General features: G+C 67.0%; 29 protein-coding genes. 20 read left to right on the top strand and 9 right to left on the bottom strand.

Annotation, left to right across the window (positions count from 1 at the left end; all coding sequences use genetic code 11):
* Positions 1 to 35: 35 nt before the first annotated feature.
* The 7 genes from clpS (at position 36) to rdgB (ending at position 5,170) form a co-directional block, all read left to right on the top strand.
* Complete coding sequence (gene clpS, locus EF834_RS11315; protein ID WP_127947367.1) at positions 36 to 389, top strand: ATP-dependent Clp protease adapter ClpS; 354 nt, start codon at positions 36 to 38, stop codon at positions 387 to 389.
* Positions 390 to 430: 41 nt separating this feature from the next.
* Positions 431 to 1,012 (top strand): oxidative stress transcriptional regulator AosR, encoded by a 582-nt coding sequence (aosR, locus tag EF834_RS11310; protein WP_127947273.1) that lies wholly within the window; start codon positions 431 to 433, stop codon positions 1,010 to 1,012.
* A complete protein-coding gene (locus EF834_RS11305) occupies positions 1,009 to 2,118 on the top strand; it encodes a P1 family peptidase (protein WP_127947272.1) in 1,110 nt (369 codons plus the stop codon). Before aosR ends, EF834_RS11305 begins: the two co-directional genes overlap by 4 nt.
* A 148-nt stretch (positions 2,119 to 2,266) precedes the next feature.
* Positions 2,267 to 2,833: a rhomboid family intramembrane serine protease gene (locus EF834_RS11300; RefSeq protein WP_127947366.1), complete on the top strand. Its 567-nt coding sequence runs from the start codon at positions 2,267 to 2,269 to the stop codon at positions 2,831 to 2,833.
* A 127-nt stretch (positions 2,834 to 2,960) separates the two neighbouring features.
* Complete coding sequence (locus EF834_RS11295; protein ID WP_127947271.1) at positions 2,961 to 3,719, top strand: cyclic nucleotide-degrading phosphodiesterase; 759 nt, start codon at positions 2,961 to 2,963, stop codon at positions 3,717 to 3,719.
* Positions 3,720 to 3,779: 60 nt separating this feature from the next.
* Positions 3,780 to 4,562 (top strand): ribonuclease PH, encoded by a 783-nt coding sequence (rph, locus tag EF834_RS11290; RefSeq protein WP_127947270.1) that lies wholly within the window; start codon positions 3,780 to 3,782, stop codon positions 4,560 to 4,562.
* Complete coding sequence (rdgB, locus tag EF834_RS11285; RefSeq protein WP_127947269.1) at positions 4,559 to 5,170, top strand: RdgB/HAM1 family non-canonical purine NTP pyrophosphatase; 612 nt, start codon at positions 4,559 to 4,561, stop codon at positions 5,168 to 5,170. Before rph ends, rdgB begins: the two co-directional genes overlap by 4 nt.
* Before the next feature lie 31 nt (positions 5,171 to 5,201).
* On the opposite strand, the gene EF834_RS11280 is transcribed toward rdgB, so the two are convergent.
* The 5 genes from EF834_RS11280 to EF834_RS11260 all read right to left on the bottom strand — a co-directional run bounded on the left by EF834_RS11280 (position 5,202) and on the right by EF834_RS11260 (position 8,188).
* Positions 5,202 to 5,630, bottom strand: a complete 429-nt coding sequence (locus EF834_RS11280; RefSeq protein WP_235871110.1) for a DUF3817 domain-containing protein — start codon at positions 5,628 to 5,630, stop codon at positions 5,202 to 5,204.
* On the bottom strand, positions 5,627 to 6,046 hold the full coding sequence (locus EF834_RS11275; protein WP_127947268.1) for a transcriptional regulator: 420 nt from the start codon (positions 6,044 to 6,046) through the stop codon (positions 5,627 to 5,629). The genes EF834_RS11280 and EF834_RS11275 overlap by 4 nt, the downstream gene beginning before the upstream one ends.
* Positions 6,010 to 7,017, bottom strand: a complete 1,008-nt coding sequence (locus tag EF834_RS11270) for an arginase family protein (RefSeq protein ID WP_127947267.1) — start codon at positions 7,015 to 7,017, stop codon at positions 6,010 to 6,012. Before EF834_RS11270 ends, EF834_RS11275 begins: the two co-directional genes overlap by 37 nt.
* Positions 7,018 to 7,153: 136 nt before the next feature.
* Positions 7,154 to 7,795 carry a vWA domain-containing protein gene (locus EF834_RS11265; protein ID WP_127947266.1) on the bottom strand — a complete coding sequence of 214 codons (642 nt, stop codon included), beginning with the start codon at positions 7,793 to 7,795 and terminating at the stop codon, positions 7,154 to 7,156.
* A 21-nt stretch (positions 7,796 to 7,816) separates the two neighbouring features.
* Positions 7,817 to 8,188, bottom strand: a complete 372-nt coding sequence (locus EF834_RS11260) for a hypothetical protein (RefSeq protein ID WP_127947265.1) — start codon at positions 8,186 to 8,188, stop codon at positions 7,817 to 7,819.
* Positions 8,189 to 8,513: 325 nt separating this feature from the next.
* On the opposite strand from EF834_RS11260, the gene rpsP reads away from it, so the two are divergent.
* Genes rpsP through trmD form a run of 4 tightly spaced genes read left to right on the top strand, consistent with a single transcriptional unit; the run spans position 8,514 to position 10,495 of the window.
* On the top strand, positions 8,514 to 8,969 hold the full coding sequence (rpsP, locus tag EF834_RS11255) for a 30S ribosomal protein S16 (RefSeq protein ID WP_127947264.1): 456 nt from the start codon (positions 8,514 to 8,516) through the stop codon (positions 8,967 to 8,969).
* The gene (locus EF834_RS11250) at positions 8,969 to 9,211 is read left to right on the top strand and encodes an RNA-binding protein (RefSeq protein WP_127947263.1); all 243 of its coding nucleotides are present in this window, start codon (positions 8,969 to 8,971) and stop codon (positions 9,209 to 9,211) included. The genes rpsP and EF834_RS11250 overlap by 1 nt, the downstream gene beginning before the upstream one ends.
* Before the next feature lie 8 nt (positions 9,212 to 9,219).
* Complete coding sequence (gene rimM / locus EF834_RS11245; RefSeq protein ID WP_127947262.1) at positions 9,220 to 9,786, top strand: ribosome maturation factor RimM; 567 nt, start codon at positions 9,220 to 9,222, stop codon at positions 9,784 to 9,786.
* Between the two features lie 10 nt (positions 9,787 to 9,796).
* A complete protein-coding gene (gene trmD / locus EF834_RS11240) occupies positions 9,797 to 10,495 on the top strand; it encodes a tRNA (guanosine(37)-N1)-methyltransferase TrmD (RefSeq protein WP_127947261.1) in 699 nt (232 codons plus the stop codon).
* Between the two features lie 173 nt (positions 10,496 to 10,668).
* Here trmD and EF834_RS11235 read toward each other — a convergent pair whose 3' ends face one another.
* On the bottom strand, positions 10,669 to 11,601 hold the full coding sequence (locus EF834_RS11235; protein ID WP_206615239.1) for a serine hydrolase family protein: 933 nt from the start codon (positions 11,599 to 11,601) through the stop codon (positions 10,669 to 10,671).
* Between the two features lie 85 nt (positions 11,602 to 11,686).
* Between EF834_RS11235 and EF834_RS11230 the strand changes: the two genes are divergently transcribed.
* A complete protein-coding gene (locus tag EF834_RS11230; protein ID WP_127947260.1) occupies positions 11,687 to 14,008 on the top strand; it encodes a Tex family protein in 2,322 nt (773 codons plus the stop codon).
* Positions 14,009 to 14,063: 55 nt separating this feature from the next.
* Here EF834_RS11230 and EF834_RS11225 read toward each other — a convergent pair whose 3' ends face one another.
* The gene (locus EF834_RS11225) at positions 14,064 to 14,732 is read right to left on the bottom strand and encodes a GAP family protein (protein WP_127947259.1); all 669 of its coding nucleotides are present in this window, start codon (positions 14,730 to 14,732) and stop codon (positions 14,064 to 14,066) included.
* Between the two features lie 155 nt (positions 14,733 to 14,887).
* On the opposite strand from EF834_RS11225, the gene EF834_RS11220 reads away from it, so the two are divergent.
* The 8 genes from EF834_RS11220 (at position 14,888) to dprA (ending at position 21,596) form a co-directional block, all read left to right on the top strand.
* Positions 14,888 to 15,811, top strand: coding sequence for a formylglycine-generating enzyme family protein (locus EF834_RS11220; RefSeq protein WP_127947363.1), 924 nt, complete (start codon positions 14,888 to 14,890; stop codon positions 15,809 to 15,811).
* 221 nt (positions 15,812 to 16,032) lie between these two features.
* Entirely contained in the window at positions 16,033 to 16,374 is a 342-nt protein-coding gene (gene rplS, locus EF834_RS11215; RefSeq protein ID WP_127947258.1) for a 50S ribosomal protein L19, read from the top strand.
* Positions 16,375 to 16,483: 109 nt separating this feature from the next.
* Entirely contained in the window at positions 16,484 to 17,296 is an 813-nt protein-coding gene (gene lepB, locus EF834_RS11210; protein WP_127947362.1) for a signal peptidase I, read from the top strand.
* Entirely contained in the window at positions 17,293 to 17,997 is a 705-nt protein-coding gene (locus EF834_RS11205; RefSeq protein WP_127947257.1) for a ribonuclease HII, read from the top strand. The genes lepB and EF834_RS11205 overlap by 4 nt, the downstream gene beginning before the upstream one ends.
* A gap of 37 nt (positions 17,998 to 18,034) precedes the next feature.
* The gene (locus tag EF834_RS11200; RefSeq protein ID WP_127947256.1) at positions 18,035 to 18,352 is read left to right on the top strand and encodes a DUF2469 domain-containing protein; all 318 of its coding nucleotides are present in this window, start codon (positions 18,035 to 18,037) and stop codon (positions 18,350 to 18,352) included.
* 261 nt (positions 18,353 to 18,613) lie between these two features.
* Entirely contained in the window at positions 18,614 to 18,970 is a 357-nt protein-coding gene (locus tag EF834_RS11195; protein ID WP_127947255.1) for a YraN family protein, read from the top strand.
* Positions 18,970 to 20,478, top strand: a complete 1,509-nt coding sequence (locus EF834_RS11190) for a YifB family Mg chelatase-like AAA ATPase (protein ID WP_127947254.1) — start codon at positions 18,970 to 18,972, stop codon at positions 20,476 to 20,478. The genes EF834_RS11195 and EF834_RS11190 overlap by 1 nt, the downstream gene beginning before the upstream one ends.
* On the top strand, positions 20,475 to 21,596 hold the full coding sequence (dprA, locus tag EF834_RS11185) for a DNA-processing protein DprA (RefSeq protein WP_127947253.1): 1,122 nt from the start codon (positions 20,475 to 20,477) through the stop codon (positions 21,594 to 21,596). The genes EF834_RS11190 and dprA overlap by 4 nt, the downstream gene beginning before the upstream one ends.
* Before the next feature lie 136 nt (positions 21,597 to 21,732).
* Here dprA and EF834_RS11180 read toward each other — a convergent pair whose 3' ends face one another.
* Positions 21,733 to 23,001 carry an MFS transporter gene (locus EF834_RS11180; RefSeq protein ID WP_206615238.1) on the bottom strand — a complete coding sequence of 423 codons (1,269 nt, stop codon included), beginning with the start codon at positions 22,999 to 23,001 and terminating at the stop codon, positions 21,733 to 21,735.
* Positions 23,002 to 23,121: 120 nt separating this feature from the next.
* Positions 23,122 to 24,306, bottom strand: a complete 1,185-nt coding sequence (locus EF834_RS11175; RefSeq protein WP_127947251.1) for a cysteine desulfurase family protein — start codon at positions 24,304 to 24,306, stop codon at positions 23,122 to 23,124.
* Between the last annotated feature and the right edge of the window lie 649 nt (positions 24,307 to 24,955).

The raw sequence follows: 24,955 nt of genomic DNA, 5'->3' as shown, positions 1-24,955 counted from the left end.
TGTCGAGTTCTGTGCCCACGCCGTACCCTGGAGCCATGGCGCCGTGCTCCACAATGACTCTCGCGACCGCAGTTCCGGTCGGGAAGATGCCTGCTGCAACACCCCAGATCTCCCCGGTCGAGTCCGAGATCGAGGAAATGACCGAGGCGCTGGATCGGCCCTGGGTAACCGTCGTTTGGGACGATCCGGTCAACCTCATGCACTACGTGGCATACATCTTCCAGAAGCTCTTCGGCTACAGCAAAGCCAAGGCGACGGACCTGATGATGCAGGTCCACAACGAGGGTAAGGCTGTCGTCTCGAGCGGTTCGCGCGACAAGGTCGAGAACGACGTGCGTAAGCTGCACGCGGCCGGCCTGTGGGCCACGATGCAGCGCGACAGCAGGTAGACGATCATTCATCGCTGACCGTAAGGATTCCGGGGACAAACGTGCGGACTTGGACGAGGAAGAACACGTTCGGCGGCATGAAGTTGCGTTCGGAGATGGACGCGCACGAGGCGACGGTCCTGAGGTCGTTGGTGACGTCGGTGACCGGACTGCTCGAGGAACGGGCAGCGTCCGCGCCGACCGACGAACTGGCCGCACTCACGGGCATACGGACCGGCAACACCGAGACACCCTCCGACGCGGTTCTGGCTCGGTTGTTGCCCGACTTCCAGCGCCCCGACCCCGACAACCCCGACGTGCCCAGGGACCCCGAGCAGGGCAACATCAACAGCGCTCTGCGCGGCCTGCACGAGCCGGAGATCATCGACGACAAGATCGCGGCTGGTGCAGTCATCCTGCAGACGGTCCCTGCCGAGGGCGGCAAGGTCGCACTCACCCCCGAGCAGGCCGATTCGTGGCTCGTCGGGCTCAACGACCTCCGGCTGGCGCTCGGCACCAATCTCGGGATCGACTCCGACACTCCCGACGAGTTGGAGGAAGGTGACCCCCGGGCCCCGCACCTCGACATCTACCACTGGTTGACCTGGATGCAGGACTCGCTCGTCCAGGCGTTGACGTCGTGACGGCGCCTGGGAGTTCGATCGTCGTCGGACCCTCGGATTCCCTGAGTGATGTCGCCGGCGTCCTCGTGGGCCACGATTACCTACTCGATCCCGACGCAACCCTCGGCTCCGGTGCCGCGACTGGATGCACCGTCGTACGTGTTCCGGGCGGCGCGACAGGTGGCGTCGACGTGCGCGGCGGCGGGCCCGGTACCCGCGAGACCGACCTGCTCGACCCCAGCCACTCGGTGCAGCGGGTCGACGCGGTAGTCCTCTCCGGGGGCAGCGCATACGGCCTCGCTGCCACGGACGGCGTCATGCGCTGGCTCGAGGATCACGGGGTCGGCATCCCTATGGGTGCACCCGGGCAGGTGGTCCCGATCGTGCCCGCCGCGGTGATCTTCGACCTACCGGTCGGGGACTGGAACACTCGGCCCACCGCGGAGTTCGGCTATCGGGCGGCGGACCGGGCGGGCGCTGCCGTCGAGACTGGATGCGTCGGCGCCGGTACCGGTGCCCGCGCAGGTGCCCTCAAGGGCGGCGTCGGCACGGCGAGCGCGGTGATCGAGGGTGGACCCGCAGACGGTGTGACTGTCGCGGCGCTCGTGGTCGCCAACCCGGTCGGCTCGGTATGGGATCCGGAGACGGGGCTGCCGTGGGGGTTGTCGCTCGCGGACGCCGAACGACGCGGCATGCGGCCGCCGTCCCCCGACGAACTGGCTGCGGCGAACCGACTGGGGGGGAAGGGCCTCGAGGTTCTCAACACGACGATCGGCGTGGTCGCGACCGACGCGAACCTGTCGAAGGCGTCGTGCCGCCGCGTGGCGGTCGCAGGACATGACGGTATGGCCCGCGCGATCCGGCCCGTGCACTCTCCCCTCGACGGTGACACGATCTTCGCGCTCGCGACCGGAACCCACGAGGTGCCGTCGCCGGACGGGGTGCCGTCGGCGTTCGCGGCCGAACTGCCGTTACTCGACGCGGTGTGCACTGCGGCGGCATCCTGCGTGCAACGAGCGATCGTGGACGCGATCCTCTCGGCCGTGACGGTTGCGGGCGTTCCGAGCTACCGGGACGTGTTCCCCTCGGCATTCGGGGGTGCGTCCGGGACCTCCGCCCAGAGCTGACAGCCCGGACCTGAGAGCCCAGACCTGACGGTTCTTCGGCGGCAGTCGGCTGTCGGTTCGCCCCGGTAGGCTCGAATCCGTGACAACTGGATCCGAGGTGCACAGGAATCAGCCGCGTGTTGCGCGCCCGATCTGGCAGCGCGCAGCGATGACAGTCGGTGGCTTCGTCGTGGTGTTGTACGTGCTCGAGGCTATCGACACCGTCTCGGGTAATCGGCTGGACGGGTGGGGGATCCGGCCGTTGACGATGGACGGATTGTGGGGCGTGGCGTTCGCGCCGATGTTGCACGGCGGCTGGGGTCACCTTGTCGCAAACACGGTGCCTCTGCTCGTGCTCGGATTCCTGGTCCTGATGTCGGGTATCGGTCGTGGACTGGCCGCAACCGGACTCATCTGGTTGATCGGCGGTCTGGGCACGTGGCTGACCGGCGGTCCCTACCTCCACCTCGGCGCCTCGGTGCTGATCTTCGGTTGGCTCACCTACCTGCTGGTTCGCGGCATCTTCACACGGAGCGTCGGCCAGATCTTGCTCGGCGTCGTGGTCCTGTTCGTGTACGGGAGTTTGCTGTGGGGCGTGTTGCCCGGGCAGAACGGAATTTCCTGGCAGGGGCACCTGTTCGGTGCGGTCGGTGGCGTCGTGGCGGCATGGGCGTTGTCGGCGAACGTTCGGCGCGGGCGCCGAGCTCCGGCGGGAGGTGCGGCACCGTTGCCGTGACTCCAGGGGCCGTCACAGCGTCGGACAGTGGAACGCCGCCTCACAATCCCGAGTCCTATGTGAGTTGACACCGCCGAAAGGCGGGGTTACTTCCTGGTTGCCGGGTGACCGTGGCAGCATGGTTTGCATGCGCATTACGGTCCTGGGATGTTCGGGGAGCGTCTCCGGACCTGACTCGGCTGCGTCGGGCTATTTGCTGGCCGCGCCAGGAACTCCGCCTGTCGTGATGGACTTCGGCCCCGGCGTTCTCGGTGCACTGCAGCGTCACGCCGATCCCGGCGAGGCGGTGATCCTGCTGTCGCACCTCCACGCTGACCACTGCCTCGATGTCCCCGGTCTCCTCGTGTGGCGTCGCTACCACCCGAATCCCCCGACCGGCCGCGCCCTCGTCTACGGACCCGCCGACACCGCCTGCCGCATCGGTGTCGCCTCCGCCGAGTGCGGCGGCGAACTCGACGACATCTCCGACACCATCGACCTGCACAGCTGGTCCGACCGGCACGTCGCCGAGATCGGTGAACTCTCCGTCCAGGCCTTCCAGGTCAACCATCCGCCCGAGTCCTACGGCTTCCGCGTGACCAGCGATACCGGACGTATCCTCGCCTACACCGGTGACACCGGGATCTGTGACGCCGTCGTCGACCTCGCTCGTGGTGCGGACGTGCTGCTGTCGGAGGCGTCTTGGACCCACGGACCCGACCGTCCCACGGGCATCCACCTCTCCGGCACCGAGGCCGGCCAGGTCGCCGCCCGTGCCGGCGTCGGCGAACTTTTGCTAACCCACATCCCGCCGTGGACGTCCCGTGAGGACGTCATCGCCGAGGCCAAGGCCGAGTTCTCCGGGCCGGTGCATGCGGTGTCCACCGGGGACGTCTACACAATCTGACGTCCACACAATCTGACGCCGCACCGTCGCCGTCGGGCCTGACGACTAGGCTCTCGAAGCGTGACGACACGAGACGACGGTAGGGCGGACGACGAACTCCGCGAGGTTCGGATCACACGCGGCTTCACCAGCCATCCCGCGGGTTCGGTGCTGATCGAGTTCGGCAACACGCGGGTCATGTGCACCGCGAGCGTCGAGGAAGGTGTCCCGCGCTGGCGTACGGGTTCCGGGCTCGGCTGGCTGACCGCGGAGTACGCGATGCTGCCGGCCGCGACTCACACCCGTAGCGGCCGTGAGTCGGTGAAAGGCAAGGTCGGCGGGCGGACCCAGGAGATCAGCCGGCTTGTCGGCCGCTCGCTTCGGGCGTGCATCGACCTGGCTGCGATCGGTGAGAACACGATCGCGATCGACTGTGACGTGCTGCAGGCCGATGGCGGCACTCGCACCGCCGCCATCACCGGCGCGTACGTCGCGCTGGTCGACGCCGTGACCTACCTCCGTGCAGCCGGTCGGCTCGCCGACCCGCAGCCCATCTCGTGTGCGATCGCGGCCGTCAGCGTCGGCGTCGTGGATGGTCGTGTCCGGTTGGACCTGCCGTACGAGGAGGACTCGCGCGCTGAGGTCGACATGAACGTCGTCGCGACCGATACCGGCACTTTGGTCGAGATTCAGGGCACTGGCGAGGGCGCAACTTTCCCGCGCTCGACACTCGACAAGATGCTCGATTCGGCCCTCACCGGTTGCGAGGCGCTGTTCGAAATTCAGAAGACCGCGCTCGCCGAGCCGTACCCGGGTGTGCTTCCGGAGTCGGCCGAGCCCAAGAAGAAGGTGTTCGGAAGTTGACCGGAAGGCTTCTCGTCGCCAGCCGCAATGCCAAGAAGCTCCGTGAACTGCGGCGCGTACTTGCCGCCGCCGGCATCGAGGCGCTCGAGGTGATCGGCCTCGATGAGGTCCCGGAGTTCCCCGAGACCCCGGAGACCGGAGCCACGTTCGAGGCGAACGCGACCGTCAAGGCGGTCGACGGCGCCGTCGCCACTGGTCTGCCGTGCGTCGCCGACGACTCGGGTATCGAGGTGGACGCGCTGCGCGGTATGCCCGGCGTCCTGTCGGCTCGGTGGAGCGGCAGCCATGGCGACGACGACGCCAACACCGCGCTGCTGCTCAGTCAGCTGTCGGACGTTCCCGACGAGCGGCGGGGCGCGGCCTTCGTGTCGGCGTGCGCGCTCGCCATCCCGGGACAGGACCCCGTGGTGGTGCGCGGCGAATGGCGGGGCCGGATCGTCCGCGAGCCGCGGGGCGAGAACGGATTCGGTTACGACCCAGTATTCGAGCCCGAGGGCGAGGACCGGACGTCGGCCGAACTGTCGCCGGAGGAGAAGGACGCGGCCTCCCACCGAGGACGGGCGCTCGCGCAGCTGGTGCCGGCGCTGGCTCGGCTCGCGAGGGCGTAGGGAGGCCGGAGCGTTTAGGCGGGGAGGCCCGTCAGACCCCGAAATCCTTCTTGACCTGGACCGTGCGCCAGTGCTCGACGAAGAAGGACAGGAACGGGATGGTGCCGGCGAGCAGCGTCCCGATCGTGCGGCCGGCGGGCCAACGGACCTTCACTGCGAGATCCATCGTCATGATCAGGTACACGAAGTACACCCAGCCGTGGACGATCGCGATCCAGTTCGGCACGTTTTCGACGCCGAGGATGTACTTCGCCACCATTTCGGCGGTAAGCACGAGGAGCCAGATACCGGTCGCGTACGCCAGAATGCGGTAGCGCAGCAGCGCGGAGGCGACCTTCTTGTTTCCGGCCTTCTTGTTTCCGGCCTTCTCATTTCCTGGGGCTGTTTCTTGGCCTGGGGCAGCAGGTGACGCTGATCCGGTGGTCTGAGTGTCGGTCATCTCATCGGGGCTGCCGCTCACTTGTCGCTCCTATCGGGCTCGCGAGCCGACAGCTCAGCGAGGTAATCGTTGTACTCGAGCATCTGCCGGGCCTCGGGGTCCTCGAGATCCTCGGCAGTCGTCACCGATTCGACCTTCGGGCGCTCCGGCAACAACCCCTCGGGAACATCGGTCGGCTGGTCGGTCGCCGCACCCGCCGCCGGGCCGTCGGCGTCGTCCTGTTCGCGGTCGTCCTCGAGTTGGACGAAGCGGCGGTAGGCGTAGATCACGAACGCCGCGAAGAGGGGCCACTGGAGGGCGTAGCCGAGGTTCTGGCCGTTGCCACCGACAGACTCGAATCGGGTCCACTGCCACCAGCCGAGCGCTAGGCATCCGCCGGCTGCCACGACGACCAGCACGATCAGTGCGGGTCGGCTATGTCGACTGGTTCGGGCCACATATCGAAGGTACCCGAGGTGGGATGTGGCCCCGTTGGCTGCCGGGCGGTTCCGGATACCTGAAGGTCACGAGATCGGACGCGGGTGGTTGCTATGGCTCCCTTTGTAAGGGTGAGTCGGTGCAGGTCGACGAGTGTGGTCTGGTCGAGGCGGGATCCGACGTAGCCGCCGGCCATGGCGAAAGCGACCGGCAGTCCCCGCTGACGGCACCAGTCGAAGACGATCTGCTCGCGCTGCTCTAGTACTTCCGCGGTGACCCCTTCCAGCCCGCCGATTCCGCACCGCTCGTAAGGATCCATCCCGGCGTTGTACAGGCACAGGTCAAAGGGCCCGATCCGGTCGGCTTGTGCAACGGCCTGTCTGACTGTGAGCAGATAGTCTTCGGCTTGGTCGACTTCCCAGAGTGCCGAATTCGTGTGGCCGGAATAGTGGTCGAATGCGTCGACGGAGACGTCTTCGTGCCAGATGCGTGGGTCGCGGTCGACGAGTTGGGCAGTCCCGCCCCCACAATGAGCGTCGAGATCGAGGATCAGAACCGAACGGGCAACGCTCTCGTCGAGGAGTGTCTTCGCGGCAACGACAAGGCCGTTGAATGTGCAGAATCCGTCGCCGCGGTCGCGCTTTGCGTGGTGCAACCCGGACGACAGCGATCCAGCGACACCGTCGTCGAGGGCGGCGCGGGCGGCGGCGAGCACGCCTCCGTTGGATGCGAGCACCATCCGCCACAGTGCTGGGTCCCAGTCGAATCCCTGAGACTCGGCGAGGTACCGCAGCTCACCGGTCCGTACTGCCTCGATGTACTCGGGATCGTGGACGCGTTCGAGTTCGTCGGGTGTGAGCGGTGGCGGCGCCAGAAGTTCGACGCCGTCGATCGGCCGATCGGTCAGCGAGTCCGCGATCCATCCGGCCTTGCGGGTGGTGTCGAAGCCGTAGGCGGCGCCGACGTACTCGGGACTGTAGTAGATCTTCATGTCGCCACCGCCTCTGTTTCTGCTCGCGGTTCGTCAGTCGGGGTGGGATGGTGGGCTCGCACGCCCGTGCCGGTGTCGTCTCCGGTGAGGGCGTCGCGTCTTGGGCAGAACCGGGGGCCCGCTCCGCGTCTTCGCGTCAGTCTTCGGCGTCTACTCGTTGCTGGGGGCTGAACGCGGGCATGGGGGCAGAGGGGCTGATCTGTTTGGCGTCGCGGTAGCTGCGGATGTTGGCCGATGCCGCCGACATCGCGTCGCGCGACTTTCCCTTGCTGTAGGTAAGTGACTGTTCGCGTTTGACACCGAGGTCGGTGCCGACCTCGATAGCATCCTGATCGGCACCCATGTACAGGAACTGCCAGTCGTATTGATTCGTGTGCAGTTCCACAAGCTTCTTGATGGCAGGGCGGGTCCAGGTACGGCTGGCGTTCTCCAAGCCGTCGGTCATGATCGCGACGATCACCGCTCCCGGACGTTCCTCCTCTGAGAGAGCGGAGTGTTCCGCGCTGATGTCGGTGATGAGCTTGCCCATCGCGTCGAGCAGTGCGGTGCTCGACCGTGGCTGCAGGTCCAGCGCCGGGACATCCTCGAGCGGAACGTCCCGATAGACAACCTCGTACTTCGTGTCGAACTGCGCCAAGGTCACCGTGCACTCGCCGGTGACTGCGCGTTGCTCGTCGATGAACGCCGCGAAACCACCCTCGACGTCGGATTTGATGATCTGCATCGATCCGGAACGATCGAGCAGAAACACGAGGTGTGTGAGTTCCAGGTTGGGCAAGGTCGGTCCTTTCAGCAGAGTTCAGGTGTTGCGGCGTGGTTTGAACCGCAACGGCTTCGGAGCGGTCGATGGGGTGGCTGATGTTCCACCCCTTTTTCTCTCGTATCGGGCCAGCTGGACTTCTTTGGCGGTCACGCGACCATCTGGGCGGGCGTAGGGGGCGAGCATGGGTGTGCGGGCCAGTCGTGGGCCGACGGCGTTCTCGGTCAGGCCTGCTTTCGCACCTGCAGAGCGCAGCGACAGTTCACCGTCGACGATCGCGTGAGCCAGCTGCTCATCGAGCAGATAGCTCACTTCTTCCAACACGACCCGCAGATGCGACAAGGCGGTCGGCGGGTCGGCGGACTCTGCGTGAGCGAGTTCGGCCCGGATTCGGGCGTATCGATCGGGCATACCGGATTACCATACCGCAAAAAGTGCGGCACCGCAAAAAGTGCGTACTTGGAGGTGTCGGGAGTGTCACCGGACCAGGTTCGGTCGTCGCGCGGCTCGTACGCGGGGAGCGGAGTAGGTGCTATCGCGGAGCCCAGGTGGTGTCGGGTGCCCTGCGTTTTCGTTCCGCGGATGCCGTCTGGCAGAATGAACGGCTGTTCGTCGCATCCGGTTACGTACCGCGCGGCGGTCACAGGAAAGAGGCAAAACCGGGCCCACCATCCTGGTGGGTCGCCGAATTGCACGTGACACGTGTGCACAGCGCGCACTGAAGGGGAAACAGCTCATGGCTGTCAAGATCAAGCTCACCCGACTCGGCAAGATCCGCAACCCGCAGTACCGGATCATCGTCGCGGACTCCCGCACCCGCCGCAACGGCCGTGCGATCGAGACCATCGGCAAGTACCACCCGAAGGAAGAGCCGTCGCTGATCGAGATCGACTCGGAGCGCGCTCAGTACTGGCTGGGTGTCGGCGCGCAGCCGACCGAGCCGGTCGAGAACCTGCTGAAGATCACCGGTGACTGGCAGAAGTTCAAGGGCCTGCCCGGTGCCGAGGGCACCCTCAAGAAGGCGGAGCCGAAGCCGACCAAGCTCGAGCTGTTCCAGGCCGCGCTGGCGCAGGCCGAGAACGAGCCGGCTTCCGAGGCCATCACGCCCAAGAAGAAGAAGTCCGCCAAGCAGGACGCTGCAGAGGCGGCAGAGTCGGAGGCTCCCGCCGCTGACGCCGAGGCTGCCGAGTAATGAGCGCCGTTGTCGCCGATGCCGTCGAGCATCTCGTCCGTGGAATCGTCGCCAACCCCGACGACGTTCGCGTCGAGCTGATCGCCGGCCGTCGGGGGCGCACCGTCGAGGTGCATGTGCACCCCGACGACCTCGGCAAGGTAATCGGTCGTGGTGGTCGCACCGCGACCGCCCTGCGGACCCTCGTCTCCGGAATCGGAGGACGCGGGATCCGCGTCGACGTCGTCGACACCGATCTGTAAGACCCGCTGTGGAACTCGTCGTGGGCCGCGTCGTCAAGTCGCACGGCATCAAGGGAGAGTTGGTCGTCGAGGTTCGCACCGACGAGCCCGGGGAGCGCTTCGCCGTCGGTGCCGAGCTACGGGGTCGCAAGCCGCGCGAGAAGACGCTGCGCACATTCGTGGTGGAAGCCGTCCGGGAACATTCCGGGCGGCTTCTGCTACGCCTGAGCGATGTCGCCGATCGAAACACTGCCGACGACATGCGCGGCACCTTGTTCGTGATCGACACCGCCGATCTCACTCCCTCCGATGATCCCGACGAGTTCTACGATCACGAGCTCGAGGGTCTGGCTGTGCGTATGGCCGCCGGACGCCCCGACGCCGGCAAGTCCGTCGGCACGGTGATCGAGGTATTGCATTCCGCCGCAGGAGAATTGCTGTCGGTCCGTCCCGAAGGCGAGAGTTCGGGCGAGATCCTGGTGCCGTTCGTGACCGCGATCGTCCCGACGGTCGCCGTCGCCGAGGGCGTCATCGAGATAGACCCGCCGGAAGGCCTGCTGGACCCGGGTTTCGGGGACAGCAGCGACGAGGAATGACGGAACCGCCATGCGCCTCGACGTAGTGACGATCTTCCCCGAGTACCTCGAGCCGCTTCGCGCCGCGCTGCTCGGCAAGGCGATCGACAAGGAACTCATATCCGTGGGCGTCCACGATCTGCGCCGCTGGACCCACGACGTTCACAAGTCGGTCGACGATTCTCCGTACGGCGGCGGGCCCGGCATGGTCATGAAGCCGACGGTGTGGGGTGATGCGCTCGACGAGGTCCTCACCGACGAGAACGGCGATCCGGACCCCGACGCCGTGCTGGTCGTCCCGACGCCCGCCGGGGTGCCGTTCACCCAGGCGACCGCGCGTCGTTGGGCCGAGGAGGATCATCTGGTCTTCGCGTGCGGTCGGTATGAGGGCATCGACCAGCGAGTGTTCGAGGACGCGGCTCGGCGGGTGCGGGTCGAGGAGGTCTCGATCGGCGACTACGTCCTCATCGGCGGCGAGGCCGCGGTGCTGGTCATGGTCGAGTCGGTGGTCCGGTTGCTGCCCGGCGTGCTGGGCAATGAGCAGTCGCACCAAGAGGATTCGTTCTCCGACGGGCTCCTCGAGGGCCCCAGCTACACACGCCCGGTCACCTGGCGTGGGCTCGAGGTCCCGCCGGTGTTGCTGTCGGGCGATCATGCGAAGGTCGCTGCCTGGCGACGGGCGCAGGCGCTACAGCGCACGGCCGAGCGCCGGCCAGACCTGCTTTCCTGATCGGTCGCCTGTCCTGATCGGTCGCCTGTCCTGATCGGTCGCCTGTCCTGATCGGTCGCCTCACCTGATCGGTCGCTGCCTGTCTGGTGTCTCCTCGGCACCGGCCACCCGGGTGGGTGCCGACTCGGGTCCGGTCGATTCAACGCCCCGGTCGATTCAACGCCCCAGTCGATTCAAAACTGCGGGAACAAGATTCGCACGACGTCGGTGAGTGTCTCGCGTGCGTGCGCGGCGCTGATGTCGCCGACGGCGGTGGTCAGCGAGGTGTCGGGGTAGTCCGGCTCGGCGTCACCGTAGTTGAGATCCTCCCGGGACACGACGACCAGGATGTACCGGTCGTCGGGGCCGATGACGCCGGTCGACAGGTGCAGCCACCGGCCGCCGCTACAGCACATCCACCCCTGCTTGACTGCGATATCGGTCGCGCCGGGAAGCCCCGCGGGGATTCCGAAACTCTGGTCGTATCCGTCCGCCGCGATCGGGGTGAAGTTGTGCAGGTAGCCCATCAATTCGTCGCGGTGCGGAGCGTCCAGACCGCCGCGACCGGTGAGCATGGCCGAGTAGTAGTCGACGAGGTCGCGTCCGGTCGTCGTCGTGTTCCACCAGCGTCCGTCGTAGGGAACCGCGGTGGCGGCGAGCTGGTACCGCACAGCGACGTCGTGGACGATGTCTGAGGTGCCGTACTTGTTCCAGAGTTCGGTGGTTGCGAAGTCGTCCGAGGATTCGAGCATTCGCGCGACGAGGCGGTGTTCGCGGGCGGTCAGACCCAGTTCCGTGTTCTCCTCGCGGTAGAAGAGGTCGTCGGCGATGAACAGCTTCGCCAGCGAAGCGGTCGGGAACGGTACGGCGTCCCCGAACGATTCGTAGTGGCCGTCGTGGCGGTCGAGGAACGCGATCGTGACGTCCGCGCCACGTTCGGCGGCCGCGAAAACCGCCTGGTCGATGTGGCCCGCGAGTCTGAGCGGGGCACGTTCGACCGGTGCCGTTTCTGGTTCGGTGGAGCTGGGACTGCCTACGGTGGTGTCGTCCTCGGACGGTGTGGTGCCGACCGCGATCGCGGTGGCCGTGAGAGCGACGATCGCGAGGCCTCGTATCAGTCCGATCATCGGAGCCACCACCAATCTTGCAGCCGGCCGCGTACCGGCCCCGGACACCGCTGCGTCGGGTGGGCTGACGGTAGGGTCGTTCGCCGTGACGACTGCTCTAAACTCCGTAAACCAGCGTATATCCGAAGAGCTCGACATACGGGAGGGGCAGGTCGCCGCGGCCGTCGACCTTCTCGACGGCGGCGCCACGGTCCCGTTCATCGCCCGGTACCGCAAGGAGGTCACCGGAGCCCTCGACGACGCCCAGCTGCGCCGGCTCGAGGAGCGGCTGCGGTACCTGCGCGAACTCGACGAGCGGCGCGGTGCGGTCCTGGAGTCCATCCGTTCGCAGGGCAAGCTCGACGATCGTCTCGAGCAGCAGATCCTGCTGGCCGACACCAAGGCGCGGCTCGAGGACGTCTACCTGCCGTACAAGCCGAAGCGGCGCACCAAGGCGCAGATCGCGCGTGAGGCCGGTCATGAACCCGTCGCCGACGCCTTGCTGACCGATCCCACTCAGGATCCGGCTCAGTTCACCGCCGAGCAGCTCGAAGGCGCCCGCGCGATCCTGGTCGAGCGGTTCGCCGAGGACGCCGACCTGGTCGGTGAGCTGCGCGAGCTGATGTGGAACCGTGGCCGGCTCGAGTCGAAGGTGCGTGCCGGCAAGGAAGACGCCGGCGCCAAGTTCGCCGACTATTTCGAGTTCTTCGAGCCGTTCGGGAAGTTGCCGTCGCACCGCATCCTGGCGATGTTCCGAGGCGAGAAGGAAGAGGTCCTGTCGCTCACCCTGGCACCCGATCAGGAGCCGCCGGGGCAGGGAGAGACCAGCCTGTACGAGGCCCGGATCGCCACGCGGTTCCAGATCGCCGACCGCGGACGTCCCGCAGACCGCTGGCTGCTCGACACCGTCCGTTGGGCTTGGAAGACCAAGCTGCTCATCACGCTTGGTATCGACACCCGTATGCGGCTGCGACAGGCCGCCGAGAAGGACGCCGTCGACGTCTTCGCGGCCAACCTCAGGGACCTGCTGCTCGCCGCACCGGCCGGCACCCGCGCGACGATGGGCCTCGACCCCGGATTCCGCACCGGCACGAAGGTCGCGGTCGTCGATGCGACCGGCAAGGTCGTCGCGCACGACACGATCTACCCGCACCAGCCTCACAACAAATGGGACCAGTCCCTCGCGACACTCGCCGCCCTGGCAGCCAGGCACGGCGTCGAGCTCGTCGCGATCGGCAACGGCACCGCATCCCGCGAGACGGATGCGCTCGCGGCAGCGCTGATCGAGAAATTCCCCGAGGCCGGGCTGACGAAGGTCGTCGTCTCCGAGGCCGGGGCGTCGGTGTACTCGGCGTCGGCGTACGCGTCGCAGGAACTGCCCGATCTCGACGTGTCGATCCGGGGCGCGGTGTCCATCGCGCGACGCCTGCAGGACCCGTTGGCCGAACTCGTCAAGATCGATCCCAAGTCGATCGGCGTCGGCCAGTACCAACATGACGTATCCGAGACGATGCTCGCGCGTTCCCTCGGAGCCGTCGTCGAGGACGCGGTGAACGCGGTCGGCGTCGACGTCAATACCGCGTCGGTTCCGCTGCTGTCGCGGGTGTCGGGCATCACCGGTTCGCTCGCGGAGAGCATCGTCGCTCACCGGGACCGCACCGGCCCGTTCCGCAGCCGCAAGAGCCTCCAGGACGTGCCGCGGCTCGGACCCAAGGCCTTCGAACAGTGCGCCGGCTTTCTCCGGATCCCGAACGGCGACGATCCGCTCGACGCGTCCGCCGTGCACCCCGAGGCGTACCCGGTGGTGCGCCGGATTCTCGAGGCGTCAGCCGGATCGGCCCCAGGTGTGGGGGAACTGATCGGCAACACCGCGGTCCTGCAGGCGCTGAACCCGGCCGACTTCGCCGACGAACGGTTCGGTCTGCCGACGGTCACCGACATCATCGCGGAACTCGACAAGCCGGGCCGCGACCCGCGGCCGGAGTTCAAGACTGCGACTTTCACCGCCGGTATCGAGAAGGTCGCCGACCTCGCGCCCGGCATGATTCTCGAGGGCGTCGTCACCAATGTCGCGGCGTTCGGCGCGTTCGTCGATGTGGGCGTTCACCAGGACGGATTGGTCCACGTCTCGGCGATGTCGCGCAACTTCGTCAGCGACCCGCGCGACGTCGTGAAGTCCGGTGACGTCGTCAAGGTCAAGGTGCTCGAGGTCGATGTCGAACGCCAGCGCATCGGGCTTACATTGCGTCTCGACGACGAGGTCGGTGCCACGAAGCGCTCACGCAGCGATCAGGGCGGCGGGCGGCGTCGCCCGAGTGGGCAGGCCGCCAAGCGAACGGCTGGTCAGGGGCGGGACCGTCGCTCCGATTCCGGCCGAGCGAACGGCTCGATGGCCGACGCCTTGCGGAAGGCGGGTTTCGGTAAGTGAATACCTGAGTGAACTCGTGGTCGGCGTCCCGGTCTCGGCCGGGGCGCCCGCCGAGTCAGTCGCTGATGCCCCGGCCGATCAGCGACACACCGATCACCAGTAGCAGCACTGCCATCACCGCCGCGTTGTTGGTGATCAGCCACGCCTTCAGGTCGTTCAACCATCCGGTCGCCCGTTCACGCAGGGTGAAGTAGCCGATCACCGGCACGGCGACAGTGCTGGCGGCGAGCACGGTGAACACGATTCCCGCGACCACGATCGCAGCGCCGCCGACGCCGAGCTGGGTGACCGCCACCGCGGCACCGACGATCATCAGCAGGTTCTTCGGGTTGACCGCGGACAGCCCGACCCCCAGCGCCAAGGCTTTCGCCGGAGTGACCTTGTCCATCGCGGCGAGCCACCGTGGCAGCGCCGGCTCTTCGCCCGGCGCCGGGCGACGCCGCCATTGCCTGACGGCCAGGATGAGCAGTACCGCACCGAGGGCGACCCGGACGACCGCGGTGACGGAGTTGCCGTCCGAACGTGAGGACAGGTCCGCGACGCTGCCGAGCACCACGAAAATGGTGTACCCAACGGCGATACCGAGCACCCACCCGGCCAGGAAGGTCGTCGCGGTGGTGGCCGCTCGGGGGGTGAGCAGCATCAGGATCGTCGCGATGATCGGTATCGGGCTTATCGCGACGCCGATCGAGAGGGGGAGTACCTCCCCGACGGCCGGACCCATGGAGGCATCGTGGCCGTGCAGACGCCGAAGGTCCCCACCCGTAGCGGGTGAAACGCCGGGTGCGCTTTCGCGTTCGCGGCGGTTCGGCGGGTGGAAAACTGTGATCCATGCAGCCGATCCCGCAGCGCGCGGATCCGTCCCGCGCGCCGAAGAACATGGTGTGGGTCCCCGGTGGGGCGTTCTGGATGGGATCCGAGGACTTCTATCCCGAGGAGCGTCCGGTCCACCAGGTGACCGTGGACGGCTTCTGGATGGACGCCCACCAGGTCACGGTTGCCGAGTTCCGGCGGTTCGTGAAGGACACCGGCCACGTCACGACCGCCGAGATCGCGCCGGACCCCGCCGACTATCCCGACGCCGATCCGAGCCTGCTGGTGCCGGGTTCGCTCGTGTTCACCCCGCCTGACCACCCGGTGCCGCTCGACGACTACCGGCGGTGGTGGTCCTGGGTGCCGGGCGCGGACTGGCGTCATCCGGAGGGGCCCGGCAGCAACGTCGGTGGACGCGAGCGGCATCCCGTCACCCATGTCTCGTATGCGGACGCGCTCGCGTACGCATCCTGGGCGGGCAAGGAATTGCCGACCGAGGCCGAATGGGAGTTCGCCGCTCGCGGCGGCCTCGACCGCAAGACTTACGTCTGGGGCGACGAGTTCACGCCGGGGGGAAAGCACCAGGCCAACACGTGGCAGGGCCAGTTTCCCTGGCAGAACCTCGTCGAGGACGGATACGTCGGTACCGCGCCGATCGCGAGGTTCCGGCCCAACGGGTACGGCCTGGCGGACATGGCCGGCAACGTCTGGGAGTGGACGTCGGACTTCTACACCCCCGACCACAGCGCGTCCGGCAAGAACGTCGCACCGGCATCCTCGTGCTGTGTTCCCCGCAACCCGCGCGTCGAGGCTGGGGAAGCTCGCGACGACGAGGTGTACCCACGGCGCGTGATCAAGGGCGGGTCGCATCTGTGCGCACCGAACTACTGCCTCCGGTACCGGCCCGCGGCCCGGCAGGGGGAGACCGAGGAGACCTCGACCTGCCACATCGGTTTCCGGTGCATCGTGCGCGGTCCCGGGCCGTCCTGACGGATTCCGGCGGTCTTCTTACCGATCGGCCCGTCGATCTACATCAGCGCAGGAGTTGCCGCGCGGAGCCGTCACCACCGATTTCCTCGCATGGTGCGGTGTCTGGCACAATGGTCGGGTTGCCCGGTGAGGGTGACGGAACCTGATCTGAGCACGAACCAGTCGAGCAACAGCCGCTCGGTTCCTCTGCTCCGGCGATGAACGCAAGGATGGAACAACCGATGAACACCTTGGACTTTCTGGACGCCAAGTCCCTCCGCGACGATATCCCGGAGTTCCGTCCCGGTGACACCCTGGATGTGCACGTCAAGGTCATCGAAGGCTCCAAGGAGCGCGTGCAGGTCTTCAAGGGCGTCGTGATCCGCCGCCAGGGTGGTGGCGTGCGCGAGACCTTCACCGTCCGCAAGGTCTCGTTCGGTGTCGGTGTCGAGCGCACCTTCCCGGTCCACAGCCCCAATCTGGCGAAGATCGAGGTCGTCACCCGTGGTGACGTCCGTCGCGCCAAGCTGTACTACCTCCGCGACCTGCGCGGCAAGGCTGCAAAGATCAAGGAAAAGCGCTGAGCTTCGACGCTCCGAGTTCGATCGATTGGCCCGGCACCGTTTTCGCGCGGTGTCGGGCTAGTCTGTCTCAGTGGCAGACTCACCGCAGGACCCGGCCGTGACGCCGGGCATGAATGACGGAGACAGCGCAGGAAAGCACCGTGCCGGGGGCGCAGACGAGGAGACTGCGGGCAACTCCCAGGCCGAGAAAGAGAGCTCCCAGGCCGAGAAAGAGAAGAAGCCACGCTCCTTCTGGCGTGAGCTCCCGATCCTCATCCTCGTCGCGCTGGTGCTGAGCTTCCTGCTCCAGACGTTCATCGGTCGGGTCTACCTCATCCCGTCGGAATCGATGGAGCCGACGTTGCACGGCTGCCCCGGGTGTACGGGCGACCGCATCGTGGTCGAGAAGATCAGCTATCGCTTCGGTGATCCCCAGCCAGGTGATGTCGTCGTCTTCCGGGGACCGGAGTCGTGGTCGGAGAACTACACGTCGAGGCGCTCGTCGAACGCCGTGATCCGCGGCGCTCAGGAACTCGGCTCCCTGGTGGGGCTGGTGCCGCCGGACGAGAATGATCTCGTGAAGCGTGTGATCGCCACTGGCGGACAGACCGTGGAGTGCTGCGACGATCAGGGTCGGGTCCTGGTCGACGGCGAACCGCTGACGGAGCCGTACGTCACGATGGACTACCCGTTCACCCCGGGCGTCCAGACATGCGATACGGCGCTCAAGTCCGGTCGCTGTTTCGGTCCGGTCACAGTCCCGGAGGGCAACCTGTGGGTGATGGGCGACAACCGCAGTAACTCGGCCGATTCACGCTTCCATGTCTACGACGAACTCCAAGGCACCATTCCGGTCGACAACGTGATCGGCAAGGCGACGTTCATCGTGCTTCCGCCGACGCGTTGGGGCACCATCTCGTCTCCCGATATCCAGCAGCAGTGAGTACCTGGCCACCGAGAACAGTCATTCGCAGGGCGTCCGGTTTGCGGACGATGGAGTCTGCCCTGATGCGGTGCGGGCTCGGTCCCGTCGCCGGCGTCGACGAGGCGGGGCGCGGTGCGTGTGCGGGGCCCTTGGTCGTGGCCGCGTGCATGCTCGGGTCCCGGCCGAATGCCGCGCTGGCCGGGCTCGACGACTCGAAGAAGCTGACCGAGAAGACCCGTGAGGAGCTGTTCCCGATCATCACGCGGCTTGCGGTCGCGTGGAGCGTGGTGGAGATCCCGGCGGACGAGGTTGATCGGCTCGGCGTGCACGTCGCGAACATCGAGGGGATGCGCCGCGCGGTCGCGGGTCTGTCGGTGGCACCGGGCTACGTCCTCACCGACGGATTCCGGGTTCCGGGTCTGCGGGCGCCATCGCTGCCGGTGATCGGCGGCGACGGTGCGGCAGCCTGCATTGCGGCCGCGAGCATTCTCGCAAAGGTGGCGCGAGACCGGACGATGGTCGCACTGGACGAGGAGTTCCCCGGCTACGGGTTTGCGGCGCACAAGGGCTACAGCACTCCGGTGCACGCGGCGGCCCTGAACGAGTTCGGTCCGAGCCGCGAGCACCGGATGTCCTACGCGAATGTGGCCGCGGCGAGCCGCGCGTCGGGTTCCGCGGCGAGCCGAGCGTTCGAACGCGCAGCAGTCGGTGCGCGATGACGGGTGTTCACAACAAGATAGGAGGACGTCGAGGCCGATGAGTGCCGAGGATCTCGAGAAGTACGAAACCGAGATGGAGTTGTCGCTGTACCGCGAATACCGGGACATCGTCGGCCAGTTCTCGTATGTAGTGGAGACCGAGCGCCGGTTCTATCTCGCGAACACTGTTGAGTTGATTCCGCACAGCGCGGAGGGCGAGATCTATTTCGAGGTGCGGATGTCCGACGCCTGGGTGTGGGACATGTACCGCCCGGCACGGTTCGTGAAGTACGTGCGGGTCATTACGTTCAAGGACGTGAACATCGAGGAGCTCGAGAAGTCGGATCTGCGACTGCCGGATAGTGGACTGGACTGAGGCATTCCTAACTGAGACACGGCCGCTGAGACACGGCCGCTGAGATACGACTCTGTGGAACCGCACACCACCGTGGTGGTGTGCGGTTCTGTGCTCTGGGGCCGTTCGCTCTCACGATGTTTCCTGGCACTTGTCCACAGCTCCTCGCCCATCCACAGGGCAACTTGTCGGCGCTGGTCGGGAGGATCGCGTCGCCCTTCCCTTGCGGCACAGTGGCCTTGACCGGCGGGGTGTGCCCCGCGGAGGACGGGAGGGCCTGGGATGGGGCGGAATCTCGCGCTGGGCGCGATGGGGGAGGACCTGGCCGCACAGCGGCTGGTGGAGGCGGGGCTGCGGATCGTGGACCGCAACTGGCGGTGTCGGCACGGCGAGCTGGATCTGGTTGCCGTTGACGGTGACACCGTCGTGTTCGTGGAGGTGAAGACCCGCTCCGGGCTGGGGTACGGGAGCCCGGCCGAGTCGGTGACGTACGCAAAGCAGCGCCGCATCCGGATGCTGGCGCAGCGGTGGCTGTCCGAGTCTGAACGACACTGGCCGCATGTGCGGTTCGACGTCGTGTCGGTGCTCGTCGATCGAGGGCGAGACCCGCAGGTCACCCACCTGCCGGCGGTATTTTGATGGCGCTCGGGCGCGCCCATTCGGTGGCGGTCAGCGGGGTTGACGGGCAGATCGTCGAGATTGAGGCGGATATCGGGCGGGGGTTGCCGGGTGTGCACCTGGTGGGGTTGCCGGACACGGCGCTCCAGGAGTCGAGGGATCGCGTGCGCGCGGCGGTGACCAACTCGGGTGCCAAGTGGCCTGACTCGCGGGTGACGCTGGCGCTGTCGCCGGCGACACTACCCAAGGTCGGCAGTGTCTACGATCTCGCGCTCGCCTGCGCGGTGCTCGACGCGGCCCGTCAGGTTCCGCGCGGGCGGCTCGAGAAGACCGTCCTGCTGGGGGAACTGGCGCTCGACGGCCGATTGCGGACGGTGCGCGGTGTGCTGCCGGCGGTGCTCGCCGCGAAGAAGGCCGGTTGGGCGACGGCGGTCGTGCCGATGCATGCGCTCGCCGAGGCAGGCCTCGTCGACGGCATCGAGGTACTCGGCGCGGATCGGCTCGCCGCGGTCGTCGAATGGCTGCAGGGCAGTGGCCAGCTCCCGAGTCCGGAACTCTTCAACCCCGAGAGTGCCACGACGCGAGCTGATCTCAGTGAGGTAGTCGGACAATCGGACGCACGCTGGGCGATCGAGGTCGCGGCAGCCGGTGCCCACCACCTCATGTTCACCGGACCGCCCGGCATCGGGAAGACAATGCTGGCACAGCGACTGCCGGGGATCCTCCCGGCACTGTCCGAGTCGGAGGCGTTGGAGGTCACGGCAATTCACTCGGTCGCGGGACTGCTCACGTCGGACCGTCCCCTTATCACCGAACCCCCTTTCATCGCGCCGCACCACACGTCGTCGGTGAGCGCCCTGGTCGGTGGCGGTAGTGGATTGGCCAAACCCGGGGCGGTGAGCCGGGCGCATCGCGGGATTCTCTTCCTCGACGAGTGTGCCGAGATGGGTACGAAGGCGCTCGAGGCGTTGCGGACTCCGCTCGAGGACGGCGAGGTGCGTATTGCCCGTCGGGACGGCGTCGCGCGGTACCCGGCACGCTTCCAGTTGGTACTGGCGGCCAACCCGTGCCCGTGCGCGCCGGCGCGTGAGGCCGACTGCGTGTGCGCGCCGGCCGTCCGGCGCCGCTATCTCGGGCGTCTGTCCGGGCCCTTGCTGGATCGCGTCGACCTGCGGATCCGGATGCGAGCAGTCGCGACGGGTGTGTTCATGGACGGGGTGGGGGAGAGTACCGAGGAGGTGCGGTGTCGGGTGGCGGCCGCGCGTGCTGCCGCGGCCGAGCGCTGGCGGCCGTTCGGTTGGCACACCAATGCGGAGGTTCCGGGTCCGGCACTGCGCCAACGCTTCCGGCTCTCCCGTGATGCTCTGGCCCCGCTCGAACGTGCCCTCCGCCGGGGGTCCGTCACTGCGAGGGGAGCCGACCGCGCGCTCCGGGTCGCGTGGTCCCTCGCAGACCTGGCCGGCCTGAGCTCCCCGGGTTCCGGCCAGGTAGGGGCCGCGCTCGGGTTTCGCGACCGCGGTGCCCCGTGACCGGGTACGACCCGCGACTGTTGGCGTGGGCCTATCTGTCGAAGGTGGTGCAGGGACCGTGCCCACCGCTGTCGCAGTTGGTCTCGGCCGTAGGGCCGGAGGAGACCGCGCGTGCCGTCCGGGAGCGAGATCTGTCGAGTTTCCTCGACCGGCGAACGTCAGCAAGGGCGCACCTCGACACCTCCGCCCGCGACTTGGACCTGTTGGCGTCGATGGGAGGGCGACTGGTGACACCGGACGACGAGGAGTGGCCACGCTGGCGGTTGCTGGCGTTCGATGCTCTCGGCGAGGCCCGCGACGACGGCGGCCCGGTGGCGCTGTGGGTGCTCGGCAGTCGTTCGGTAGACGAACTGGTGTCTCGGTCGGTGGCGGTGGTCGGCACCCGCGCCGCGAGTTCCTACGGCGAGCACGTGACAGCCGAGATCGCCGGCGACCTGGCAGCCTCCGGTTGGACGATCGTGTCCGGTGCGGCGTTCGGTATCGATGCGGCCGCGCACCGGGCCGCTCTCGGGACGGGCGGGCTCACTGTCGCGGTTCTCGCGTGCGGAGTGGATCGTGCGTATCCGGCGGGGCACGGTCGGTTGCTGCAGCAGATCGCGGCAGACGGAGCCGTAGTCAGCGAGTATCCGCCCGGAACGACGCCGGCGAGGTACCGCTTCCTGGCCCGGAACAGGTTGGTGGCGGGGTTGTCGGGCGGTGTCGTGGTTGTGGAAGCGGGCTGGCGCAGCGGGGCACGGAACACCGCCGCGTGGGGGCGTCGCCTGGGGCGCCCGGTGCTGGCGGTACCGGGGCCGGTCACATCTGCTGCCTCTACTGGGTGCCACCGAATGATCCGGGAGGGTGAGGCGCTGTTGGCGGCGAGCGCGGCGGATGTAGTGCAGGAAGCAGGACCGATGGGGGTGGATGGCGACAGCGGTGATCTGGCCCGAGATCTCGACGTTCTCACTGGTGACGCCGCCGCGGTTTACGAGGCGTTGCCGGCCAACGGCACGCGCGGCACCCGGGAGTTGTCGGTGGATTCCGGTGTTCCGATCGAGCGGGTACGGGCCGTACTTCCGGTCATGGAACTGGAGGGATTCGTCGACTCGGATGAGACGGGTTGGTTTCGAGCGAGGTGATCCCGTCGGGTCTCACGGCTCACACCCAGGGTGCGGTACGCCGTGTGGGTAGCCGATGCGGTGGAAGGCGTAGCTCGATTGACCGTCGTACGGGCGCGGCAAGGCGAGGCCCCGGTTCTCGTAGGTGGGAGCCGTTTCAGGAACGCGCGGTTCGGCCGCTGCGGGCCCAGAAAAGGACAGGTATGAGAACCAACGCCAGGATTCCGCCACTGAGGGAGAGGGTTTCGTAGTTGGCCGCCGACACCACCACACCGGACAGGGCTCCTCCCCCAGCACCGGCGAGTGCGATGAGAACGTCGATCTTTCCCTGAGTTCGGGCCCGGTTCTCGGGGACCGTGGCATCGACGATGAGGGCAGTACCGGCGATGAGGCCGAAGTTCCAGCCGATACCGAGTAGAGCCAGCGCCACGATCATCAGGATGAGCGACTCACCAGGCGCAAGCGCAGCGACGATGCCGGCGAGCAGCAGAGTCAATCCCGAAGCGGCCGCCATGGGTAGACGTCCCAGCTTGTCGACGAGGACACCCGTAATCAGTGAGGGCAGATACATTGCCCCGACATGGATGCCGATCACCAGCCCGACGTCCCCGAGTCCGTGATGGTGGGCCGCCATGTGCACAGGGGTCATCGTCATGATCGCGATCATCGCCACCTGTGTGAGGAACATGACGGTGGCGCCGACGTACGCACCCACTCCGACTTTCGCGGCGACAGCGCCCACGGAGGTCGTGGTCGGGGCACCGACTTCGATTCGGCGGGCCAGTAGGAGCGGGTCCGGGCGCAGCAGGGTGACCAAAGCAGCGCCGGCGCCCAGATAGGCGACCGCCGCTAGGAGGAACGGTCCTGACAACGCCGGCAGACCGAGCCAGGTCGCGAGGTCGCCGAGCGGCTCCACGAGATTCGGCCCTGCGACGGCGCCGACGGTCGTGGATACCAGCGAGATACTGATCGCGGTGCCTCGCCGTTCGGGAGGCGCGAGATCGGTTCCGGCATAGCGCGCCTGGAGATTGGCTGCGAACCCGGCGCCGTACACGAAGAGCGAAATGAACAGCAGGGGCACGCTCTCACTGATCGCGGCCAAGACCACCCCGATGGAACCGACACCGCCGGCGCCGAATCCGAGCCCGAGTCCGATCCTTCGGCCGTGTGTCTGGGAGAAGCGACCGATCAGGAACGCCGCCAGCGCAGAACCGAGAGTGAACAACGCGGTCGGCAGACCCGCGAGGGTGTCCGAACCGAGCATCTGCTGCGCCAGGAGCGCACCGACCGTGACTCCCGCCGTCAGACCGGCACCACTGAGGACCTGACTGACGACGACAACGATCAGGGTGCGCTTCTGTACTCGGCGGCGCTCGGCTTCATCGGGCACGATCACGTCCGCGACCTGTGCGTCATCACGTGACACCGAGATCGACCTCCCTTGCTCACGCGCCACTCGACGGCGCCTTCGTCCACGGCCCTGACATCGACACCGCGGTCGCACTGAATGCACTCACAGGAACTCCTCTGTGGTCGGGCGAATTCCTCAACGCTGCGTGGCCGCGATCATTCGGTCGGCGGCATTGGCGATGTCGGAGATAGTCGTATAGCGGCCGATTCCGAGCCGAACGGTTCGGGCTGCTTTGTCGCCGTCGAGTCCGATCGCCACGAGAACCGGTGATGGGGCCGGGTCTGCGGTATGGCATGCGCTCCCCGCGGAAAAGGCCAGCGCTGGGGTTCTGGACATCAGCTCGGATGCAGTCACCGTCGGGATGGTGAGGCTGAGGTTTCCAGGCAAGCGATGCGTGAGCGATCCGTTCACAATCAGCTCCGGCAACGCCGTGGTGAGACGATCGAGCAACCGATCCCGAAAGCTAAGGATGCGTGCGGAATCACTCGGCTGGGCTGTCCGCGCGATGTTGGCAGCCGCACCGAGACCGACGATGCCGGCCACATTCTCCGTCGACGCGCGCAGTCCGCGCTCCTGGCCGCCTCCGACGAGCTGAGGCTGCGGTGCCGGGCACCCATCACGGATGTACAGTGCTGCCACTCCTTTCGGCGCATACATCTTGTGACCGACGAGGGTGAGCAGATCGACGCCGAGTGCCTCGACATCGACTGGGATGGTGGCAGGGCCCTGTGCTGCGTCGGTGTGCATCACTATTCCACGCTCATGCGCGATTCGAGAGATGGCTGATATCGGCTGGATGGTTCCTATTTCGTTGTTGGCCAGCATGATCGACGCCAAGACGGTGTCCGGGCGTGCAGCTTCGGCGAAAACTTCGGGGTCGACCAGACCGTCTGGACGGACGGGGAGCCGAGTGATCTCGAAGCCATCATGCTCGAGTTGGTCGCACGTGGCTTGGGTGGTGGGGTGTTCGATCGCGCTGATGATGATGTGATGTCCGCAGCCGCTGGACCTCAAGGTGTGTGCGGTCCCGGTCAGTGCAAGATGGTTGCTTTCTGTTCCCGATGCTGTGAAGACGATCTCATGAGGCTGGGCACCAATGAGACCCGCAACTTGCGATCGTGCACTCTCGACGGCGGCTTTGGCCTTGGCGCCATAGGCGTGATCACTCGACGGGTTGCCGAAATGCGTTGTCAGGTAGGGCAGCATCGCGTCGATGACACGCGGATCAATGGGGGTGGTGGCCTGATAGTCGAGGTAGACGGGTCGATCGTCCGGAGGTGCTGCGGAAGGTGTCCTCTGATTGGTTACCGGGTGGGGCATGGTCATCCTTCGGCGTTGCAGGTTCGGATCGGGCCGATCGGCTGCCATCGGAGAGCCGGCCAGCAGGTATCGATGTCAGGGTCGCAGTGTCTCGGGGTGTGGCCGCCATGATGGCGAGTGCCAGCGCCGAGAGCCGATTGTCGGGTGGCGGGCGTCCGGTGAACATGCCGTCCACAAGCTCTTCTGCACAGACGTGGACAGCTGCCCGGCGAAAGTCTCCCAGGTCGCCGACCTGCGCGAGGTGACCACTGGAGACCAGGATATGGGCTACCGCGTGCGGCCAGTAGCCGAGCCGGCGTACGTGGTACTCCGCCGTCTCCGACGGACTCCTCGGTGGGAACACGATCTGGAGGATCGGTGCCCACGAGCACCAGCTCACGTCCGGTATCGATCAGCATGCAACGACGCGAGATGGAGACGGCGGCCGTACATCCACGCGAGAGGTGGCAAGCGAAGCGATGCACCTCCACAGGACGGCCTCGCCGATCAGGTGCGCGCGTTCCAGCGCGCGAGCCACTCACGTTCCTGCAGTTCTTTCTCGGTCTGGCAGTCGGATCGGCCCGCTGTCAAACCACACGGTGCGGGTGCCGGTATCGATGCCGGGAAGGCTCGCACGACGTTCTGGGGCTGCAGTCGAACCGCCGACACC

Origin of the sequence: Rhodococcus spongiicola (assembly GCF_004011835.1) — a bacterium.
Classification (GTDB): Bacteria; Actinomycetota; Actinomycetes; order Mycobacteriales; family Mycobacteriaceae; genus Prescottella; species Prescottella spongiicola.
The sequence above is the reverse complement of the archived record's forward strand: the minus strand, read 5'-3'. Positions and strand labels throughout refer to the sequence as shown.

Coding starts and splice junctions, on each gene's coding strand:
- clpS (WP_127947367.1), top strand. CDS start 36: ATGGCGCCGTGCTCCACAATGACTCTCGCGACCGCAGTTCCGGTCGGG.
- EF834_RS11300 (WP_127947366.1), top strand. CDS start 2,267: ATGACAGTCGGTGGCTTCGTCGTGGTGTTGTACGTGCTCGAGGCTATC.
- EF834_RS11295 (WP_127947271.1), top strand. CDS start 2,961: ATGCGCATTACGGTCCTGGGATGTTCGGGGAGCGTCTCCGGACCTGAC.
- EF834_RS11270 (WP_127947267.1), bottom strand. CDS start 7,017: ATGAAGATCTACTACAGTCCCGAGTACGTCGGCGCCGCCTACGGCTTC.
- EF834_RS11260 (WP_127947265.1), bottom strand. CDS start 8,188: ATGCCCGATCGATACGCCCGAATCCGGGCCGAACTCGCTCACGCAGAG.
- rpsP (WP_127947264.1), top strand. CDS start 8,514: ATGGCTGTCAAGATCAAGCTCACCCGACTCGGCAAGATCCGCAACCCG.
- EF834_RS11250 (WP_127947263.1), top strand. CDS start 8,969: ATGAGCGCCGTTGTCGCCGATGCCGTCGAGCATCTCGTCCGTGGAATC.
- trmD (WP_127947261.1), top strand. CDS start 9,797: ATGCGCCTCGACGTAGTGACGATCTTCCCCGAGTACCTCGAGCCGCTT.
- EF834_RS11235 (WP_206615239.1), bottom strand. CDS start 11,601: ATGATCGGACTGATACGAGGCCTCGCGATCGTCGCTCTCACGGCCACC.
- EF834_RS11225 (WP_127947259.1), bottom strand. CDS start 14,732: ATGGGTCCGGCCGTCGGGGAGGTACTCCCCCTCTCGATCGGCGTCGCG.
- EF834_RS11220 (WP_127947363.1), top strand. CDS start 14,888: ATGGTGTGGGTCCCCGGTGGGGCGTTCTGGATGGGATCCGAGGACTTC.
- rplS (WP_127947258.1), top strand. CDS start 16,033: ATGAACACCTTGGACTTTCTGGACGCCAAGTCCCTCCGCGACGATATC.
- lepB (WP_127947362.1), top strand. CDS start 16,484: ATGAATGACGGAGACAGCGCAGGAAAGCACCGTGCCGGGGGCGCAGAC.
- EF834_RS11200 (WP_127947256.1), top strand. CDS start 18,035: ATGAGTGCCGAGGATCTCGAGAAGTACGAAACCGAGATGGAGTTGTCG.
- EF834_RS11195 (WP_127947255.1), top strand. CDS start 18,614: ATGGGGCGGAATCTCGCGCTGGGCGCGATGGGGGAGGACCTGGCCGCA.
- EF834_RS11190 (WP_127947254.1), top strand. CDS start 18,970: ATGGCGCTCGGGCGCGCCCATTCGGTGGCGGTCAGCGGGGTTGACGGG.
- EF834_RS11175 (WP_127947251.1), bottom strand. CDS start 24,306: ATGCCCCACCCGGTAACCAATCAGAGGACACCTTCCGCAGCACCTCCG.